Raw genomic sequence first — 20328 nt, forward strand, 5'->3', positions numbered from 1 at the left:
ATCTGTTTCAAAAAGTCACTAAAAGCGTGAAGTAAAAAACATGTCGCAACTCAAAGGCCTAAAACATTTCTATATACCTGATGAGCAGTCGATATATCTGCTATCTCATGCGGATGCTAAAAAGCTAAAAGACTGGGTAAACCTTTGTATCTCGCAGTTAGAAGGGTTGGGGTACAGTGACATCGAACTTTTAGGGAAAGGAGCCTTTGGGTTTGCGTTTGCAGGGAACGCGCCAAGCGGTGAATCACGGGTATTTAAGTTTTCGCGAATAACGTTGCCGCAGCATGTGCAAGATAGACTAGAAGAGGAAGCTTTTATGCTTTCTCACGTTAATCATGAGTTTGTGCCGCGGTTCATTGAATATCAACAAATACGCAAACAATCCATCTTAGTTATGGGGCGCGCACCTGGCGAAGACCTAGAAAAAGTCAGCTTGAAAACAGGTCCACTTTCGCCCCGTATTATCGTCAAAATTGCAGTGCAGGTCGGCGAACTTTTATCCAGTTTTCGCCAATACAGTGAAAATGGAGAAATTAAACCCATAGTGCACGGAGACATAAAGCCCTCGAATCTGGTTTGGGATGCCGAAAATGAATCGGTTGGATTGATTGATTGGGGCTCTTCAGTGTTCGCACAGACTGACATCACTGGGCAATATGTGGGTAACAATGTCATGGATTTAATGTCGGGTGAACTGCATCAAACTAATGCTCGACTTGGCGATGTTTATTTTATTGGCGAGGAGCAGCTTAATGGCGCACTCTCCAGCCCCCGCTTCGATGAACAAGGCTTGGCCAGTACATTATATGCATTAGCATCAGGGCAATCGTGTCGTTACGGAAGCAAGGTTATTACACCTTCATCCCTTGGTCTTCCTAAAATGCTTGCTAATATCCTTGAGCACATGCTCAGTGAAGATCCTACAAAGAGAAGACAAGGCGGAGATTACCTGTTTAATCATCTCCACGTTTTGAAGAATATGGTTTTCACTCAAGACAAGCCAACGCAATATACACCGTTAATCCCTACATGGCTGGCCCACACTCAGAACCGTGCTGATATTGAAACCGTTGTTTACAGCTCTCGAAAATCTTACCTACGCCAACAGGCAAGACTGTCTGACTCGTTAGATGAAAAAGACGTAGAGGAACTTCGTTATATAGACGATGCGCAATTTGACCGTTACTACAAAAACTATCTACAAGGCATGGGAGATACCGAAAAAGCATTTGTTTCTGCAATAAGTAGACTAGGCCGTTACCCTGTAGTTGGCGGTATGGCTGTGCGCTGGGAGCCAGAAGGTATATATGTCGATTCAAGCTTGAACTTATATGATGAATCAATGAAAGCAGCGTTTGATTTAGCAGTGAATAATGTCATTAATTTAGCAAGGGCTATTCACAAGCCCGCTGTGTTCAAATGTTGTATGTTCAACGCCAAAAACACGCTGCACATTGAACGCGAAAGTGAAGATGAAGACTTTAAACCAGCAGGCGGTATGTTTATTCCCTACGAACTATCACGGGTTTCTGCACAAAAGGATGAAAGCCGTACTCACTCATATTTCGAAGATGGCGATGATCCGGACGAACTATTAAAGCTGCCTCAGGAGATTATCGATACCATCGTTCAACTTAATACAATACATCACACTGGTTGTATTATATTTGAAGCATTACCTCGGCATTTGAAAATTCACAACTATTACACGTTGCTTGATCACAGCCAAGAAGAGCGCTTCCACGCATTATTAGCGCAACTCGTTCAGCAAATTCCCAAAATAAAAGGGCTAGGCATTTCAGGGTTTATGAAGTTACCCTATAAAGATACGCGTTTTTTCGAGCATAAAGCAAAATTGCCTGAAAAGTACTACCCACGAAACCCAAAAGCAGTAATTGAAGAGAAAGTACAACATGTCTGAGATTAAACTATCGTCACTTTTTGAACTCGAAACAGTGGAAGCTGGCATCTATCGAGGTCAAAGCTGGGATTTAGGCTTCCGCGCCTTGTTTGGTGGACAAGTTTTGGGGCAAGCGTTAGCAGCTGCATACGAAACGGTGGAGGCTGGTAGAGTCGCACACTCATTCCACACTTATTTTTTATTACCAGGCGATGCTAAAAAGCCTGTAGTTTACGATGTTGAAGTAGTGCGAGACGGCAGAAGTTTCTCTGCTAGACGGGTTAAAGCCATTCAGGATGGTAGAAATATCTTCTACATGACAGCGTCTTTTCAGGTTCCTCAAGATGGCATGGAGCATCAAAACCCAACAATGCCAGATGTGCCTGCGCCGGAAGATGTGCAGTCTGACATTGAATTCTATGAAGCTAACTTCAATAAGATTGCACGGCCTATGCAAGAAGCGTTGAGCTATCATAAACCTGTAGATATCCGCACGGTAGATGCAGCTAACTCTTACCAGTCAGCGAAACGCGAACCGACGCGTTATATCTGGTTAAAAGCAAGAGACACAATGAATGCATCACTGACTGTTCATCAAGCTGCGCTTGCTTACGCATCAGATTATCATTTTCTCAGTACGTCGCTTCAACCACACGGTGTTGCGGTAACCGATAAATCACTTCGAATCGCAACAATAGACCATGCTATGTGGTTCCACCGCCCAATCAATATGAACGAATGGTTATTGTACGCAATGGAGAGTCCTTTTAGCGGAGGCTCTAGAGGTTTGGTACGCGGACAAATATTTAACCAAAATGGTGAACTTGTTGCGTCAACCATGCAAGAAGGATTAATGAGAAAAGTAGACGAATAGGGAGAGGGTAATGCGCTACAAATTAGGTTCTACATCACCGCTGGTTGATGAAAGTACGTTTATAGCGCCAGGCGCACATGTTATTGGTAATGTTGAACTCAAAGTGGGTTCAAGCGTTTGGTTCAATGCGGTTATACGCGGCGATATGGACAAGATAACCGTTGGTGAAAATACGAATATCCAAGATGGCAGCGTATTACACACCGATGCTGGTATTCCTTTAGTGCTAGGTGAAGGGGTAACAGTAGGACATAAAGTCATGCTTCACGGCTGCGAGATTGGTGACTATTCCTTGATAGGAATTAACGCCGTCGTATTAAACGGTGCAAAAATTGGAAAGTACTGCATCATTGGCGCTAACGCTTTAATAACGGAAAACATGGAAATTCCAGATTACAGTTTAGTAGTTGGAGCGCCTGGTAAAGTCATTAGAACATTTGATGAGAAGATCGAACCCAAACTAAAAGCGTCCGCTGAACATTACGTAGATAACGCCAAAACATATAAGTCATCATTACAGCCAGTTGATAGCTGAAATTTAAGACTAGGCTGTTCGCGATATTTTGAATCCCCATAAAAAATGCCCAGAACAAACGTTCCGGGCCTAGGGGAATGGCTCATTGCTGAGCCGTGCGCTAACTTTTACACAGGAGAGTTTAAATAAAATCTTTTAAACGGACAATGAGTATAGAATACATTTGTTTAAATTATAAACAATTTTTGTGTGAATTTTATCTTACACTCTCAACGTCAATTAAATTGTAGAACTTATACGTTAGTAATCAATGGACTAAAAACTGGTCGGATGTGATGTTTTTTGAGAGAAAGATGTACAGTTTATATCCACATGTTGCACACATTTTATCCACGTGATGAATCGTTGTTAATGTATACCCTTGTTAAATATATAGACATACTTTCATTCATGTAAGTTATGTTGAAAACAGACGGTTGTACCATGCCATTATCCTTGTAGTATGACGTCAACGTTCATGCTAAATATGCGTGATACTGACTCTAAAAACAGGCTCTTACATTAATACGAGGATGGATTATGCAATCATTTTCTACTTTTATTCCCCCTGAACGGACTTTGATGGGTCCAGGACCATCCGATGTTAACCCCAGAATTTTAAACGCCATGGCGAGACCCACCCTGGGCCATCTCGATCCATTATTCATTGAGTTAATGGACCAAACCAAGCAGCTTTTACAGTATGCGTTTAAAACTCAGAATGCACTTACTATGCCTATTTCTGCTCCGGGCTCAGCAGGAATGGAGGCATGTTTTGTTAATCTTGTAGAACCAGGCGATAAGGTACTCGTGTGTATTAACGGCGTATTTGGCAATCGAATGGTCGAAAACGTAGAGCGTTGCGGTGGTGAGGCTATTACCGTCAACAATACATGGGGCGAGCAAACTGACCTTAATGTGGTAGAGGACACCCTTAAAGCCAATCCGGATATTAAGATCCTTGCCTTTGTTCACGCAGAAACATCTACGGGCGTACGCAATGAAGCCAAAGCGCTTTGTGAGCTGGCTAAAAAGTATGATTGTCTTAGCATTGTTGATGCAGTTACCTCTCTTGGAGGTATCGAGTTAGATGTTGACGGTTGGAGGATTGACGCTATTTATTCAGGTTCACAGAAGTGTTTGAGTTGCGTGCCGGGTATCTCTCCTGTTTCATTTAGTGAAAGAGCAGTTAACGTTATTCAAAACCGAAAAACGAAAGTGCAAAGCTGGTTTCTAGACATGAACTTGATTGTTGGTTATTGGGGGCAGGGCGCCAAGCGTGCCTACCACCATACCGCACCTGTCAACAGTATGTACGCTATGTACGAAGCACTTCTGATTTTAAAAGAAGAAGGCTTGGAAAATGCGTGGCAGCGTCATGCATTGGGTCATGAAAAACTTGCGCAGGGTCTAAGTGAACTTGGGTTAGAACTAACGGTAGACAGTGCTTATCGTTTGCCTCAATTAAATGTAGTTAAAATTCCAGACGGCGTAGACGATGCTGCCGTTCGCAAGCAATTGCTTGAAGATTTTAATTTAGAAATCGGCGCCGGTTTAGGCGATCATGCCGGTAAAGTATGGCGAATTGGTCTTATGGGATACGCATGTAAGCCCCGTAATATCGATCACTGCCTTGCTGCGTTGCGCACTGTGCTTAAGTAAAACGCCTAACGCCTTTTAATCTTTTCGGTCAACACGTTCAGCGAGATGCTTTGCTGAACGGTTGGCTTTTAACCATTTAGCATATAAAACCCATTTAACATTGCGCTTTGATATCAGTCCGCATAGATCATTACCCACTCAGTGAGATTTAAAATCTTCGTAATCACGCAGTGTTACCGCAGGTATAGTGGCACTACATCAAGTTGACTGGTATTACTTATCCATTTTTGGGCCTTGCCTCATAAAAAGCACATCTCGGCGAAGTTATATCTCTTCTCGTCTCAGTTCAGTGCTAAGATTTCGTTTATTGCGTATATTCATAAACTATTCAGTTTTAAACATTTATCCTTTAGGTAACGTAATTAAAAGGCACCATAAAAAAGGAATCTCTATGAAAATGATCACGCGTACTAATACTTATTCGACAGCTAAAAGTGTAGTTAAAAAAGCATTGTTAGCATCATCATTTATTGCCTTATCTGCACCTATAGTTTCTGCACAGGCCGCACAAGAAGCGGTTATAAATGTGCAAGGCGTAGGAGCGGTAGAAGTGACACCAAACGCTTATTCAGTCACACTCGTTGTTGAAGAAGAAGGTAATACAGTAGGTAAACTGAACACTCAGCTTGATTCGGACCTCCGCTCTATTGTTAAGTTCTTGCTTAATCAAGGTATAGATGAAAAGCACATTCAGAGTATGCAAGTACGCTTACAACCTCGCTATATCAATACGCCTCAAGGCCGTCAGCAAGAAGGTTTCACGTTGTCACGAGATATCACCGTCACGTCTACTGACCTTGAAACTTATGACAAAGTTTTAGATGGCGTGCTTAAACGAGGTGTTGATCGCATACAACAATTCAACTTTATTTCAGTTGGTGAAGGCGATGCCTATCAAAAAGCACTTATCTCTGCGGTAAAAGACGCAAAGCAACGTGCACAGTTATTAGCAAAAGAATTAGAGATTGAAGTAGGTGAAGTTGTTGCAATCTCAGAATCTGGTGGCAATATGCCGATTCCAGTAATGCGCGCAGAAGCTTTTGCCAAAGACATGTCTATGTCTTTACCTGGCCAAGAGCGTATAGAAGCGCGTGTTAATGTGTCTTTTAACATTGTTCAATAGCAGGAAATTCGTTTGAAAGAACAACAGTACGGTCAGTTAATAAACCAAGCAAAGAGCTTGGTTTCTGGCGAGCACGATCTTATCGCTAACATGGCAAATATAAGTGCGCTGCTTTTCAATAGCCTCGAAGAGGTGAATTGGGCAGGTTTTTACCTTTATAAAGAAGAGCAGTTGGTACTCGGTCCATTTCAGGGGCAACCAGCATGTATTCGCATTCCACTTGGAAAAGGCGTTTGCGGAACGAGTGCAAGTACCAGAACTGTTCAGCGTATAGCAGACGTTCATCAGTTCGAAGGACACATTGCCTGTGATGCTGCGTCAAACTCTGAGATTGTTGTTCCATTAGTGCTAAACGATGTGCTGGTTGGCGTACTTGATATCGACAGCCCTGTTTTTGAACGCTTTACCGAAGAAGACGAAAAAGGGCTCGTTGAAATTGCTCAAATTCTTATGGATTCGCAGAAATAATTATGAAATCCAGTGTTGATATTCACGTTGTTTTATCCACGTATGAGGACATGGAAGACTTTCATGATGACCCAGATGAGGCATCTGAACGTTTAAATTTCATCTTACATGCGGTGTACGACAATGCAGAAGAAGATATTGAAACACAGCGTTTAGAGCAAATTTTGCACTACGCATGGGAATCTTGGCAACAAGATAAGCATTTATTAGAAATAGATGACGACGAATTGCTTGATTGGGTTGACCACACGCTGGCAACTTGGGATGATGCAAGTAACGATGAAATCTCCTGAATAATTTAGAAAGTTAATGGAATCACCAGAGAAGTTTACCAACAGTAAGGAAGTGATAGCTTTCCTTGCAGAGACCTTTCCGAAATGTTTTAGCATTGAAGGCGAGGCCCGCCCACTTAAGATCGGTATTTTTCAAGATCTTGCCACACGTTTAGAAGAAGAGGAACGCGTTAGCAAAACCTTACTTCGTTCTACACTACGACATTACACCAACAGCTGGCGCTATCTTCATAGCATCAAAGAAGGTGTAAGCCGTGTAGATTTAGACGGCGTTGAAGGCGATGCAATTGAAAAAGAACACGCTGATCATGCGCAGCAGCAGTTAGAAGAAAGCAAAGCAAAAGCAGCTGAAAAGCGCAAAGCTAAGCTAGCTCAGCAGCCTAAGCGAAAAGATAAACGTCAATTTAATCGTCCAAAAGGTGAAAAATCTGCAAATTCGGACCATGCTGATACTAAGCGCGGAACTAAACCGAAAAATAACAGACCAAACAATACACCACCTGCGAAATTGACAGATAGCGATTTACAGCAAGGTACGCAAGTTACCGTTAAATTAGGTAAAGCACCTATGCCTGCAGTAATTACCGAAGTAGCTAAAGATGGCATTCACGTTCAATTAGACTCAGGCATGGTAGTTAAAGTAAACGCAGACGCTTTACGTTTGGCACGCTCCAAGAGGTCGTAAAATATGAGAGACATCCTTCGAATTTCCATCGCCAGTGCTTTTCTTACCGTTGGGGTAGGAGCAGGCGCAGTTACGTCAACACCAGAGGTAGACGAGCTTCCCATTTTACAACAGGAATCTCAACACAGTGTTGCAGCTAAGCGAGTAAGCGCACTCTTTACCAGGGCGCACTACAAGGAAATTTCGTTGGATGATGCACTCTCAGCTAGAGTTTACCAGCGCTTCATCGATTCATTAGATCACAATAAACAAGTGTTATTGCTGTCTGATGTTGTGGGTTTTGAGAAATACCGCACATTGTTTGATGATGCGCTGAGTAAAGGCAACCTCTCTGTTGCCTATGATATGTATAACGTAAGCGCAAAACGACGCATTGAGCGTTATGAATTTGCACTTGCACTGTTAGAGAAAGGCCCGTTCGACTTTGAAAAAGAAGGCGATAAGTTCTTTTACGACAGAGAAGATGCTGAGTGGCCAGCTAATAAAGCTGAGCTGGATGAAATTTGGCGTCAACGCGTTAAATACGACGCGTTAAATCTAATACTTGCAGACAAAACATGGGAAGAGGCGAAAGAACTTCTTACCAAACGCTATACGCGAGCGATTAAGCGCACTAAGCAAGCAAAGAGCGAAGACGTTTTTCAAACTGCAATGAATGCATTCGCACGTACAATTGAAGCTCACACCAGTTACTTATCTCCGCGTAACGCTGAACGTTTTCAAATGGACATGAACTTGTCGTTTGAAGGTATTGGTGCAGTATTACAAAGCGAAGATGATTACACGGTAATCAAAAGCGTTGTACCTGGCGGACCTGCAGATGAGTCTGGCGCAATAAAACCAGAAGATAAAATTGTTGGCGTAGCACAAGACGACGAAGAGTTTGTTGATGTGATTGGTTGGCGATTGGACGAAGTGGTTGAGTTAATTAAAGGCCCGAAAGGAAGTACTGTTCGTCTACAGGTTGAAAAAGGAGCCACGGAAGCGAAAACCACGTCGGTAGTTAGCCTTACTCGCGATAAAATTAAGTTAGAAGATCGCGCAGCCAAATCGGAAGTATATGTGCCAGAGACTGGTCCTCACGCGGGTGAACCTCTAGGTGTAATCACCATTCCTAGTTTTTACAACAACCTTAGTATGGATGTTGCTAAAGAAATAGAAAGCTTGAAAGCGCAAAACGTTAAAGGCGTTATCGTAGACTTGCGCGGTAATGGCGGTGGTTCTCTAACCGAAGCAACGTTACTTACTGGCCTATTTATCGAAAAAGGCCCGGTGGTTCAAATTCGATACGGTCAAAGCAAAGTTAGCGTTAACCGTGATACAGATGGCGAAGTGGCTTATGATGGCCCATTAACCGTATTAGTTGACAGGTATAGCGCGTCTGCTTCAGAGATTTTTGCGGCAGCGATGCAAGACTACAACCGTGCTCTCATCGTAGGTGAACAAACCTTCGGGAAAGGGACAGTGCAGCAGCATCGCGGTTTAGGTAAAATTTATGACCTTTACGACAACCCATTAGGTAGTGTTCAGTTTACTATCGCCAAGTTCTATCGCATTGACGGCGGCAGCACACAGCATAAAGGCGTTATTCCTGATATTCTTTATCCATCGGCAGTTGAACCAGCTGAATGGGGAGAAAGCCAAGCGGAAAATGCGTTGCCATGGGACAGTATCAATCGCGCTAACTATACGACGTTTGCAGACGGTACTGCTGCGCTTGATGTTTTAACAGCGAAGCACAACAAACGTATTTTACAAAACCCTGAGTTTTCTTATATCCAAGACGACATAAAGGAATATAAGGAAAATAAAGACAAGAACTTCATCTCATTAGTTAAATCTGTACGTGAAGGCGAGAAGAAAGAGGCGGAAGAGAAGTCGCTTGCTCGTGCTAACGAACGTTTACAGCGATTGGGAATGGAAACTGTCACAACATTGGACGACCTACCTGAAGATATGGAAGAATTAGATCCATTCTTGGACGAGGCAGCCAATATTACTTTCGATATGATCGAAACAGGCCGTTACGCTATCACAAGAAATTAAGTGATTAGAAAAAAGGGCTGGTCTAGGGCCAGCCCTTTTTTTGTGTCTATAAATTATTAAAACAATAATAAAGGGAAATAACATGGCTATCAGAGGCGAATTTTCCTCTCGAATAGGGTTCGTGCTAGCAGCGGCAGGCTCGGCAGTAGGACTAGGTAATATTTGGGGCTTTCCTACAAAGGTAGCAAGTAACGGCGGCGCAGCATTTGTTCTCGTATACTTACTGCTGGCTTTTGTACTCGCTTATCCCGTACTTATGGCAGAACTTATAATCGGTCGTAGTTCACGTTCGAATATGGTTGACGCTTTAGGTAAAATATCAGGCAATTTCGTCGGAAGGCTAACGGGCATTTGGGGCTGTGTTACCGTGTCACTTATCCTTGCATTCTACGCTATTGTAGGCGGATGGATGCTGGTTTATTTCGCCGATGCAGCCGTTAGCATGGTGGGATTTACGAGTGCTAGCGACTGGCTACTCACTTCATCAGTTACGCGTAACATTATTTTCTGCTTCTTATTCATGGGCTTAACTGCATTTATCGTTGTCGGTGGTGTAAAGTCAGGCATTGAGAAGTGGTCGGTGCGTTTGATGCCTACATTGGTTATTCTCATTCTTGCACTGATTGTTTATGTGAGCCTACAGCCTGGTGCCGTAGAAGGTTGGTCAGCATATTTAGTACCTGACTTCTCTCGCGTTCTAGACCCAGACTTATTAATTAACGCCATGGGACAAGCCTTTTTCTCAATGTCTTTAGGTGTGGGTACCATGCTGGTTTATGGTTCATACTTAAGTAAAAATGAAAATCTACCAAGCATTGGTGCGTCGGTAGCGCTTGTCGATATCGGTGTTGCGGTTATTGCGGGTATGCTTATTATCCCGGCCATGTACGTTGCATTAAACAACGGCGTTGAAATCTTCACACCTGAAGGCGCGTTAATCCAAGGTGATACGCTGATTTTCAAAGTACTACCAGCACTGTTTGATACCATTGGTAGCGTAGGTCTTTTCGTTGCTTTTACCTTTTTCGCGCTAATGGCGATTGCTGCCGTCACGTCTTCAATTTCAATGTTGGAAGTTCCCGTTGCGTTTATGGTAGAAAGTAAAGGTCTTCAACGTAAAAAGGCCGTGTTATTAATGGCATCGGTCATCTTTGTATTAAGCTGCATCATCATCTTAAATTTTGAAACCTTGTTCGGCTTTGTTATCGCATTAACTACCGAGTATAGCCAACCGTTACTAGGACTCGCCTTGTGTATTTTCGCAGGTTGGGTGTGGCGCAGAGATGCAATACTCGATGAACTTAAACAAGGTGATCAGTTTGCTGAACACAGCATTTTCTGGAAGATTTGGCCTTGGTACGTACGCTTTGTGTGTCCCGTTATCATTGCGCTTATGTTCTACCGCTCAGTCTTCTAAAGCATTCTGGTAAAAAGCGGACAGCACGCTTAACGCGTTACAAATACAATAATAAGGTTTTAAAAAACGACAATGACGAATAAAGAAATAAAAACGCCGTCACTTCTCGATGCAATGCTTCCTATTCTTGCGTTAGTCATAATGATGGGAAGCGCAGTTTATTTGTTTGCCGATAACTCTTCTTACGGTCCAAACCAAATTGCACTTCTTCTAGCGATGGGCTTAGCTGCTATCATTGGAATGAAAAATGGCTACAGCTGGAAAACTATCGAAAAGGGCATTGTAGACGGTATCTCAATGTCTTTAGGTGCCTGCTTAATTCTGTTAGCGGTAGGTTCTCTTATTGGCACATGGATGCTAGCCGGAACCGTGCCTACGCTTATCTATTTCGGTTTAGAGTTGCTTAACCCCTCGTTTTTCTATGCTGCCGCTTGTCTGATTTGTGCGGTTGTTGCAATGAGTATAGGTAGTTCTTGGACTACCGCGGCGACTGTGGGTGTTGCGCTAATGGGCGTTTCTGCAGGCATGGAAATGTCGGCAGCCATAACCGCCGGCGCAGTAGTATCAGGTTCGTACTTTGGCGATAAAATTTCGCCCTTATCTGAAACAACAAACTTAGCGCCTGCCGTTGCGGGCACGGATTTATTTGAGCACATCCGTTACATGCTTTGGACGACGATTCCGAGCTTTGTTATTGCGCTTATTCTATTTACGGTACTGGGCTTTAGTGAAGTGGGTGAGGCCAAAGCAGAACGCATTGAGCAGATGCAACTTTTGTTAAACGAGTCTTTTGACTTAGGTTGGCATTTGTTAATTCCCCTTGTCGTTTTGCTCACCTTAGCGATTAAAAAGATGCCTGCGTTTCCAGCTGTTTTTATCGGCGCTTTGTTAGGTGGAGTCTGGGCAGTTGTATTCCAGTGGGATGTGGTTACTTCTATGGCAAATGGTGACGACTCGGTGAATGTAGGTGCGTTGAAGGTAGTTTGGACTGCGCTATTCGATGGCGTAAGCTTCTCAACACCTGACGAGAACTTAAACAGCTTGCTTTCTCGTGGTGGCATGTCTTCTATGTTAAATACTATTTGGTTGATCATCTGTGCAATGTCGTTTGGTGCCGTATTAGAGCGTGTTGGCCTATTAAAGCGTGCAGTTTCTGCCATATTAATTGGTGCAAAATCCGCAGGGGATATGGTGAGCCGTACAATTCTTACTTGTTTTGGTACCAACCTGGTTACTGCAGATCAGTATATTTCAATCGTGATGCCAGGCCGTATGTACAAAGAAGAATTCAAAAAACGTGGTTTAGACCAATTGAATCTTTCTCGCAGCCTTGAAGACGGCGGCACACTTACGTCTCCACTTATTCCTTGGAACACCTGTGGTGCTTACATGCACAGTGTTTTATTAGTCAATCCATTTGATTACGTATTCTATGCATTCTTCAACGTAATCAACCCGATCCTTGCTGTTATTTATGCGTATTTAGGTATTAAGATTTTACGTATTACGCCACCGTATGTTGAAGTAAACAGCAAAGATACGGTTTAACACAGAGTTCCAATTAAACCCACGTAGGCTTTCTTCCAGGAGGATCTATGTCAGTTCAAGCTAAACGCCGGGCGGATTACCAGCCGCCCGCTTTTTCAATAGCGACAGTTGACCTACATATAACGCTACACCCAACGCAAACCAAAGTTATCAGCACGTTGTCCGTCACTCGCAATGGCGCGCACGATAGTCCATTAGTACTTGATGGCGATAATTTATCGCTAGATTCTATTTCTATTAACGGTACGCACCTATCTGATAATGAATACACGGTAACAGATAGCGCTTTAAGCGTGGTTACTGAACTTGATGAGTTCGTCTTAGAAATTACCAATACCATTGCCCCGGAGCACAACAAAGCGCTGGAAGGCTTGTATTTATCAGGTGGCGCCTATTGTACGCAGTGTGAAGCGGAAGGGTTTCGTCGCATTACGTACTTCATGGACCGCCCGGATGTTTTGTCGGTCTATACAGTGACGGTAGTTGCCGACAAATCAGTACCGATGCTTTTGGCCAATGGCAACCCAGTGGACAAGGGCGAGGTTGACGAAAATACGCATTTTGTTAAATGGCACGATCCACATCCAAAACCTTGCTACCTTTTTGCTCTAGTTGCCGGTGACTTCGATTTACTTACCGATAGCTACACCACCACTAGCGGTAAAGAGGTTGCGCTAGAACTTTATGTTGATAAAGGCAAAAAGTCTCAAGGCATTTTCGCATTAGAATCTCTCAAACGGGCGATGAAGTGGGACGAAGATGTGTTCGGGTTAGAGTACGACTTAGATATCTACATGATTGTTGCCGTCGATTTCTTCAATATGGGAGCGATGGAAAACAAGGGCTTAAATGTATTTAACAGTAAGTTTGTTTTAGCCGATCAAAAAAGTGCCACCGATGATGACTTTTTCAATGTTGAGTCGGTTATCGCGCACGAGTACTTCCACAATTGGACCGGCAACCGTGTTACTTGTCGCGATTGGTTCCAGCTTAGCCTGAAAGAGGGGCTTACTGTATTTAGAGACCAACAGTTCAGCGCTGATATGACTTCGGCGTTAAGTAATCGTATAAAGCACGTTCGTGTTATGCGAGAACACCAGTTTGCAGAAGATGCGAGTGCAATGAGTCATCCAATTCGTCCAGAAGAAGTCATTGAAATGAACAACTTCTACACGGTGACGGTTTATGACAAAGGCGCTGAAGTTATTCGCATGTTTCACACATTATTGGGGCCAGATGGCTTTAGACGTGGTATGGACGAGTACTTTAGAAGACACGACGGTCAGGCTGTCACCTGTGATGACTTCATTTCAGCAATGCAGTCTGCTACTGATTTAGATTTAACCCAGTTTACCCGCTGGTATAGTCAATCTGGTACGCCAGTGATTTCTGTCGCACACAGCACTGAGGTCGATGATGATGGCATTGTTAAGCATAGCTTTACATTGTCACAGCACACACCTGCAACCTCCGATCAGAAAGAAAAGCTTCCTCTATATATTCCTGTAAATATCGAGATTATTGATGATGAGGGGAAAAGCTATACAGACAACGAGTCGTTAATTCAAAACGGCATGGTCATTTTAAAAGATGATGCTATGCGTTTTACTGTAGAAGCCCAAACTACTAATTTAACACCTGTAGTATTGGGTAACTTCTCAGCGCCAGCGAAAGTAGAAGACCCATTGGGGACAGAGTCTTTACTTACTATATTTAAGCATGCGAAGGATCCATTTAATCGTTGGGATGCAATGCAAACATTGTATGACCGCTGTGTGAAGCAATTAGAGGAATCGCCGGGGTCTGGTATCAGTAATGAAATCTGGAACGGTATCAAGCAAGCGATTGCCCAAGAGCAGAACAACCTTGAATTGCTGAGTGAATGTTTAGTCATACCTTCGTTTGAGACACTGTGCCAAAGCCGAAGTAACATAAACGTTTCCGCTCTTTCGAAAGCGAGAAAAGCGTTCTGCGACCAGTTTGCTCGCGCACTCGAAAAAGAGCTAAAACAAGTCTTCGAAAATATCGAGAAAAGCGCGTATTGCTACACGCAAGAAGCGGTGAATCAACGTCGCTGCAAAAATGTCGTGCTTGCACACTTAGCGCGGTTACCCCAACACGAGCATATTGTGGTTTCTCAGTTTGAAGCCGCTGATAATATGACAGATACGCTAGGAGCGTTGAGAAGCGCACAACACTGTAGCGCCACCACTTTCGACAGTTTGATGGCTCAGTTTGAGGAATCGTGGAATCATGACCCGCTTGTTTTGGACAAATGGTTCGCACTCCACGCTACACAAAATCGAGACGATATCTTTGCGACTATCACAATGTTATGTGAGCACCCTCAGTTCGCAATGAGTAACCCGAACCGTGTTCGTTCTGTTATTGGTAGCTTCGCTTTCTATAACAGCGAAAGGTTTCATGCACTCGATGGCAGTGGATATAAATTTGTAACCGACTACTTACTTAAGCTTGATGCGGTCAACCCACAGGTTGCCGCCCGTATTGTAACGCCACTGACGCAATGGCAGGGCTTTGCAAGCGAGCATCAGGTTCATATGAAGCAACAGCTTGGCCGTTTGCTTAATCACAAAGGTTTAAGTAAAGATTTGTTTGAGAAAGTAAGTAAAAGCCTTGCTTATGACAAGCATTAGCCAAACTGACTCAGTTTTTTACTTTTCAATAAATGCACCTTACAAACAATGTGAGGTGCTTTATATTCCAACTATGCCAGATGTGGTCATGGTCAGTGAATCAGGCCTAAGCGTCCAAGTACCGACCAACCGGCTCAGGCAATTTGTTACGTCTGATGGTATTAAAGGTCGTTTTAGGATGATTATTGATGCCAACAAAAAAATAAAATCCTTTGAAAGGCTCGCATAGAGCCTTTTTTGTACGCGACGAATTACTCTCTTGTATACGAGTTTTCACCACTCCCATACGTAACACTTATGCGTTTTCTTTTGTCATTGAGCGTTCCAAAATACTTAACGCAACAGTTTCGCAATATTTCTGTACATTTTTCCTGCAAGTTTATAAATGCCTTTTATACTCACAATAAAGCAATAACTATTTGATACGACTAATGTTGTAAATTTTGTTAACTGGTAGGATTAGTTCTTGCGGTTATGGCAAAATGATGTAATGATTTTGTTAATCGTTATGGTTGGTCATGATGTCACGTATTAAGTCACATCGACTTGGGAGTATAAAAATATGAAAAACGGGCCTAGCGCTTTTAAGATATCACCGGTAGCAGCGGGAGTTCTCTCACTGCTAGGTGCTGCTGCAGTACCAGCACACGCTGCGAATTGGCAAGTGGGTGATGTAAGTATTTCTTTAGATTCAACATTTACATTAGCTACAAGTATTCGAACAGAGGCAAGAGATTACGACCTTATAGGTAACAGTAACCATCCTCAATTCGACTGGAGCGGTTATCACGCAGCTTTCAACCCTTTATACCCAAGTGGCGACGTGTGGGGTTTAGCAGATGGCGGTTATTCCACCAATGGTGACCTTGGTAACCTTGCACACGATCCAGGTGACGCGTTTGCAACGCAAATTTCAGGTACTCATGAATTAGATATCAATTTTGGCGACTATGGTTTCTTCGCCCGTGGTTTCTGGTTCTACGACTTTGAGCAAATGGACGGCGACCGTCCATACTCTAACCCAATAACGGGTAACCAATACGACTTGTGTCAAGACCCTGAAGCAGAAGACCTACTGTGTACCGATGTACGTCTTTACGACGCATTCTTCTATGGCGACTGGTGGATTGGCGACAAACCACTTACGCTTCGTGTAGGCCGTCAGGTGATTAGTTGGGGTGAAAGTACATTCATCCAGCACGGTATTAACACAACGAACCCTGTTGATGTAACACGAGCTCGTGCTCCAGGTGCAGAACTTAAAGAAGTATTCCTTCCAGTAGGGATGGTGTACGCGTCTTTAGGTTTGACTGACACAGTGAGTATTTCTGGTTATTACCAGTACGAATGGCAGCGCAGCTGGCTTCCAGTTTCTGGCAGCTACTTCGCGGGCAACGACTTTGCAGGTGAGGGCGGTCAACGCCAAAATATCCAGCTTGGTTTCAGTGGTAACCCAGACATCGACTTAGATCACCTTCTCACTGCGTTAAACGGATATGGCGATTTACTTCGCTCTGGCGCTAATCCAGCTGACATTTCGCAAGCCTACCTTGCTTATCCAACCAAAGTGGCTATCCGCGGTTTTTCTGACGAAGCGCACAATGACGCGGACGATCAGGGTCAATACGGTTTACGCTTGACGTGGTTTGCTGAGAATTTGAATGAAACAGAGTTTAGTTTCTATCACATCAATTACCACAGCCAACGCCCGCTTATTTCAGGTAAGACATCCGATTTTACTGCTGAAGGAATTGGCGCGGATCTCGCGTTCCTAGCTTCTAATACCGTTACTCGCGACAACATCACTGAACTGGGTGCATTTACACAGTCAGAGTTCTTCTACCCAGAAGATATCAAACTTTATGGTATGAGCTTTAACACTAACATCGGTACTACGGCTCTTGCGGGTGAATTTGCTTACCGTGTAGATGAGCCGCTTCAAATCGATGATGTTGAATTGCTTTACATGGGTATGCCAGAGCAGCTAGCGAATGCTGGGCTACGTCCAGATTTAGAAGGTATTTCACAGCTAAACAATATCGGAAGAGCAGTAGGCCCAGGCGAAACAGCGGAAGGTTATCTATTCTCTGATACATGGCAAATGCAGTTTACTGCCTCACACGTGTTTGGCCCTAAATTTGGCTCTGACAACTTCGTACTATTAGGCGAAGTAGGTTATGTGAACGTTGTAGATATGCCAGATCCGAACGTAATTCGCTTAAATGCGCCTGGTACAGCACGTACGCCGTCACTAGAGCCTATCAACGGCAATAGTCGTGAAGGTTTACACCAAGCGCTATCAGACGGACCAGAGACTAACCCGTTTGCTACTGACGATGCGTGGGGTTACCGCTTACTTGCTGTCGCTGATTACAACGACGTCATGGCCGGAATTAACTTACGTGCTCGTGCAACATTCTCTCACGATGTAGAGGGTACAACACCAGACCCTCTATTCCTTTTCACAGAAGATGTTAAGTCTGCTGCAATTTCATTGACGTTCGACTACCTAAGCAAGTGGTCAGCAACAGCGTCGTACAGCGCTTTCTGGGGCGGTATTGGTACTACTAATGCGCTATCAGACAGAGACTTCGTTTCATTTAACATCAAATATGCAATCTAAGAGTGGTATTTATGATTAGAAAAGTAGGAATTATCGCTGCGGCTTTGTCACTTGCTCTGTCAGGTGCAAGCGCGATGGCAAAGGTGTCTGACGCAGATGCCAATAAACTAGGTAACGAATTGACGCCACTGGGCGCTATGAAAGCAGGTAATGCAGACGGCAGTATCCCAGCGTGGACTGGCGGTATTACTTCAGCACCAGCGGGCTACACAGTGGGTGATCACCATCCAGACCCGTACCCTGAAGATAAAGTGCTATTTGAAATCACGGCACAAAACTACAAAGAATATGCGGACTTTCTATCTGAAGGTCAGAAAAAGCTTTTCGAAGCTTACCCTGAAACCTTCCGTATGCCGGTTTACCCAACGCGTCGTTCTGCGTCTAATCCCCAGGCTATCTACGATGCAACTAAGGTAAATGCAACTAGCGCGGAGCTATTAGACGGCGGTAACGGAATTAAAGGGGCTGTTCTTGGTATTCCGTTCCCAATTCCACAAAATGGTCTTGAAGCAATTTGGAACCATATACTTCGCTATCGCGGTGAAGCGGTTCAGCGTAATGGTGGTCAAGCAGCAGTAACAACTGGCGGTGATTACAACGTAATCGGTTTCGATGAGCAGTTATTAATTAAGTACGCAGAAGAAGGTGCTACACCAGAAAAGCTTACTGACGAAAACGTCCTTTTCATGTTTAAACAAAAAGTAACAAAGCCTGCTCGTTTGGCGGGTACAGCACTGCTTGTACATGAAACAGTTGACCAAGTAAAAGAGCCGCGTAAAGCATGGACCTACAACACGGGTCAGCGCCGTGTACGTCTAGCCCCAAACATTGCTTATGATACACCTGGAACCGCAGCTGATGGCCTTCGTACTACCGATGACTTTGATATGTTTAACGGTTCACCAAACCGTTACAACTGGAAGTTAGTGGGTAAGAAAGAAATGTTCGTTGCATACAACAACTATGCACTTCATTCAGATAATGCGAAGTACGATGACATATTAAAGCCAAATCACGTTAATCCAGACCTAACACGTTGGGAAAAACACCGCGTTTGGGAAGTGGAAGCCACATTAAAAGACGGTTTCCGTCATATTTATCAAAAGCGTGTATTCTTCATTGATGAAGATAGCTGGCAAATTCAAGTTGCTGATATGTATGATAATCGTGGCGAACTTTATCGTGTTGGTGTAGCGTATGGTGTGAACTATTATGAAGTACCTACCCAGTGGTCTACGCTGGATGTGTACCATGACTTGAACTCACGTCGTTACCTGGCCATTGGCCTCGATAACGAAGAAGAGATGTACGACTTCACCGTACGCCCACGAGATGTGGAATTCACACCTCAGGCGTTACGACGAGAAGGTATGCGCTAATCGCCTTAAACAACAAACGGTTGGCAATTGCCAGCCGTTTTTGTATGCAGACAATTATAAATAGGGGGAATGGTTAATTATGAAAAAAACCATTGCAGCGTGCATTGCCGCCACTTTCGCAGTTAATTACTCTACAACTGCAATCGCCGAAGAAGCATTCATGGCACCATTGGTTGAGCAATCGGTTCTTTTGGACATAGACGCTGATACATTTGTCGTTATTGTCGGTGAACGCGGTCACGTGTTAGTTTCAGAGGATGGTGAGGCATTTAATCAAAAAGCCGTACCAACACAATCAACGCTTACAGCGACAACTGTTGTAGGTGATAATATTTGGGCAGTGGGCCACGACGCTGTCATTCTTCATTCTTCAGATAAAGGCGAGACGTGGGAGATACAAAATTTCCAACCAGACCTTCAGCGCCCATTTCTAGACGTATTATTCTTCAATGAAAAGCAGGGGATTGCTACAGGTGCCTATGGCTTGTTCTATCGAACCTTAGACGGTGGAAAAACATGGACGGCAGAACGTCATGCCAGTCTGCTTGACCCAATGGATCAAGAATACCTTGAAGATATTCGAAAAGAAGATGAAGACTTCTATCAGCAAGAACTTGAATCTATTTTACCCCACTTAAACAGAATTACCCTTGATGGTGATACGCTTTACCTAGCAGGCGAAGCCGGTCTGCTAGCCAAAAGTACCAATATGGGAGAATCGTGGGAACGGTATTACGTCGACTATACAGGATCGTTTTTCGATATTAAGCCGCTTGATGAAAATACCGTTCTAGCGGTTGGCCTTCGCGGAAATATATTTGTTAACAGAAACGAAGGTGAGTGGGAATACGTACAAACTTGCTCAACCAGCACACTAAATTCAATTCTAATTGGTTCTGAATCGAAGGTTTATGCTTTGGGTAACAACGGGATGATGGTAAGCGCACAGCGACCTTTACCCACCAGTATGCGAGACCCCTATGCGAACCTTTCAGATTGCGAAGCTGATGAAGGCATTGTCGTTTCACAAATTAAAGACAAAGCCGCGCTTCTTAATGCAACACAGTTTAATGGTAAGAATATTGCCGTTACTGCGAATGGCATTAAAACGTTGAATTTAAAATAGGGCAGTATAAAAA

At 43.7% G+C, this 20328-nt stretch carries 16 protein-coding genes; all 16 read left to right on the forward strand.

What is annotated here, in order from left to right:
* Nucleotides 1–40: 40 nt before the first annotated feature.
* The 16 genes from AWH61_RS07255 (at nt 41) to AWH61_RS07330 (ending at nt 20315) form a co-directional block, all read left to right on the forward strand.
* Nucleotides 41–1921 carry a protein kinase domain-containing protein gene (locus AWH61_RS07255; protein ID WP_039227720.1) on the forward strand — a complete coding sequence of 627 codons (1881 nt, stop codon included), beginning with the start codon at nt 41–43 and terminating at the stop codon, nt 1919–1921.
* Nucleotides 1914–2774, forward strand: coding sequence for an acyl-CoA thioesterase II (gene tesB / locus AWH61_RS07260; RefSeq protein WP_014949536.1), 861 nt, complete (start codon nt 1914–1916; stop codon nt 2772–2774). Before AWH61_RS07255 ends, tesB begins: the two co-directional genes overlap by 8 nt.
* A gap of 10 nt (nt 2775–2784) precedes the next feature.
* Nucleotides 2785–3309, forward strand: a complete 525-nt coding sequence (locus AWH61_RS07265; RefSeq protein WP_014979334.1) for a gamma carbonic anhydrase family protein — start codon at nt 2785–2787, stop codon at nt 3307–3309.
* A 519-nt stretch (nt 3310–3828) separates the two neighbouring features.
* Nucleotides 3829–4950 (forward strand): pyridoxal-phosphate-dependent aminotransferase family protein, encoded by a 1122-nt coding sequence (locus AWH61_RS07270; RefSeq protein ID WP_249922613.1) that lies wholly within the window; start codon nt 3829–3831, stop codon nt 4948–4950.
* 391 nt (nt 4951–5341) lie between these two features.
* Nucleotides 5342–6073 carry an SIMPL domain-containing protein gene (locus AWH61_RS07275; RefSeq protein ID WP_075176601.1) on the forward strand — a complete coding sequence of 244 codons (732 nt, stop codon included), beginning with the start codon at nt 5342–5344 and terminating at the stop codon, nt 6071–6073.
* A gap of 12 nt (nt 6074–6085) precedes the next feature.
* Nucleotides 6086–6541 (forward strand): free L-methionine (R)-S-oxide reductase MsrC, encoded by a 456-nt coding sequence (gene msrC / locus AWH61_RS07280; protein WP_014949540.1) that lies wholly within the window; start codon nt 6086–6088, stop codon nt 6539–6541.
* Nucleotides 6542–6543: 2 nt separating this feature from the next.
* Entirely contained in the window at nt 6544–6834 is a 291-nt protein-coding gene (locus AWH61_RS07285) for a hypothetical protein (RefSeq protein WP_014949541.1), read from the forward strand.
* Between the two features lie 16 nt (nt 6835–6850).
* Nucleotides 6851–7519, forward strand: a complete 669-nt coding sequence (gene proQ, locus AWH61_RS07290) for an RNA chaperone ProQ (RefSeq protein WP_075176602.1) — start codon at nt 6851–6853, stop codon at nt 7517–7519.
* Between the two features lie 3 nt (nt 7520–7522).
* The gene (gene prc, locus AWH61_RS07295; RefSeq protein ID WP_075176603.1) at nt 7523–9565 is read left to right on the forward strand and encodes a carboxy terminal-processing peptidase; all 2043 of its coding nucleotides are present in this window, start codon (nt 7523–7525) and stop codon (nt 9563–9565) included.
* Between the two features lie 82 nt (nt 9566–9647).
* Nucleotides 9648–10982 (forward strand): sodium-dependent transporter, encoded by a 1335-nt coding sequence (locus tag AWH61_RS07300; RefSeq protein ID WP_014949544.1) that lies wholly within the window; start codon nt 9648–9650, stop codon nt 10980–10982.
* A gap of 72 nt (nt 10983–11054) precedes the next feature.
* Complete coding sequence (gene nhaC / locus AWH61_RS07305; protein WP_075176604.1) at nt 11055–12530, forward strand: Na+/H+ antiporter NhaC; 1476 nt, start codon at nt 11055–11057, stop codon at nt 12528–12530.
* 47 nt (nt 12531–12577) lie between these two features.
* Nucleotides 12578–15187, forward strand: coding sequence for an aminopeptidase N (gene pepN, locus AWH61_RS07310; RefSeq protein WP_075176605.1), 2610 nt, complete (start codon nt 12578–12580; stop codon nt 15185–15187).
* Nucleotides 15174–15416 carry a DUF2835 family protein gene (locus AWH61_RS20285; RefSeq protein ID WP_039227708.1) on the forward strand — a complete coding sequence of 81 codons (243 nt, stop codon included), beginning with the start codon at nt 15174–15176 and terminating at the stop codon, nt 15414–15416. The genes pepN and AWH61_RS20285 overlap by 14 nt, the downstream gene beginning before the upstream one ends.
* Before the next feature lie 333 nt (nt 15417–15749).
* The gene (locus AWH61_RS07320) at nt 15750–17810 is read left to right on the forward strand and encodes a DUF1302 domain-containing protein (protein ID WP_014949548.1); all 2061 of its coding nucleotides are present in this window, start codon (nt 15750–15752) and stop codon (nt 17808–17810) included.
* A gap of 11 nt (nt 17811–17821) precedes the next feature.
* Nucleotides 17822–19189: a DUF1329 domain-containing protein gene (locus tag AWH61_RS07325; RefSeq protein WP_014949549.1), complete on the forward strand. Its 1368-nt coding sequence runs from the start codon at nt 17822–17824 to the stop codon at nt 19187–19189.
* A gap of 79 nt (nt 19190–19268) precedes the next feature.
* Nucleotides 19269–20315 carry a WD40/YVTN/BNR-like repeat-containing protein gene (locus AWH61_RS07330; protein ID WP_061485904.1) on the forward strand — a complete coding sequence of 349 codons (1047 nt, stop codon included), beginning with the start codon at nt 19269–19271 and terminating at the stop codon, nt 20313–20315.
* Nucleotides 20316–20328 lie beyond the last annotated feature (13 nt).

Origin of the sequence: Alteromonas sp. W12, assembly GCF_001924945.1 — a bacterium.
Taxonomy (GTDB): domain Bacteria; phylum Pseudomonadota; class Gammaproteobacteria; order Enterobacterales; family Alteromonadaceae; genus Alteromonas; species Alteromonas macleodii.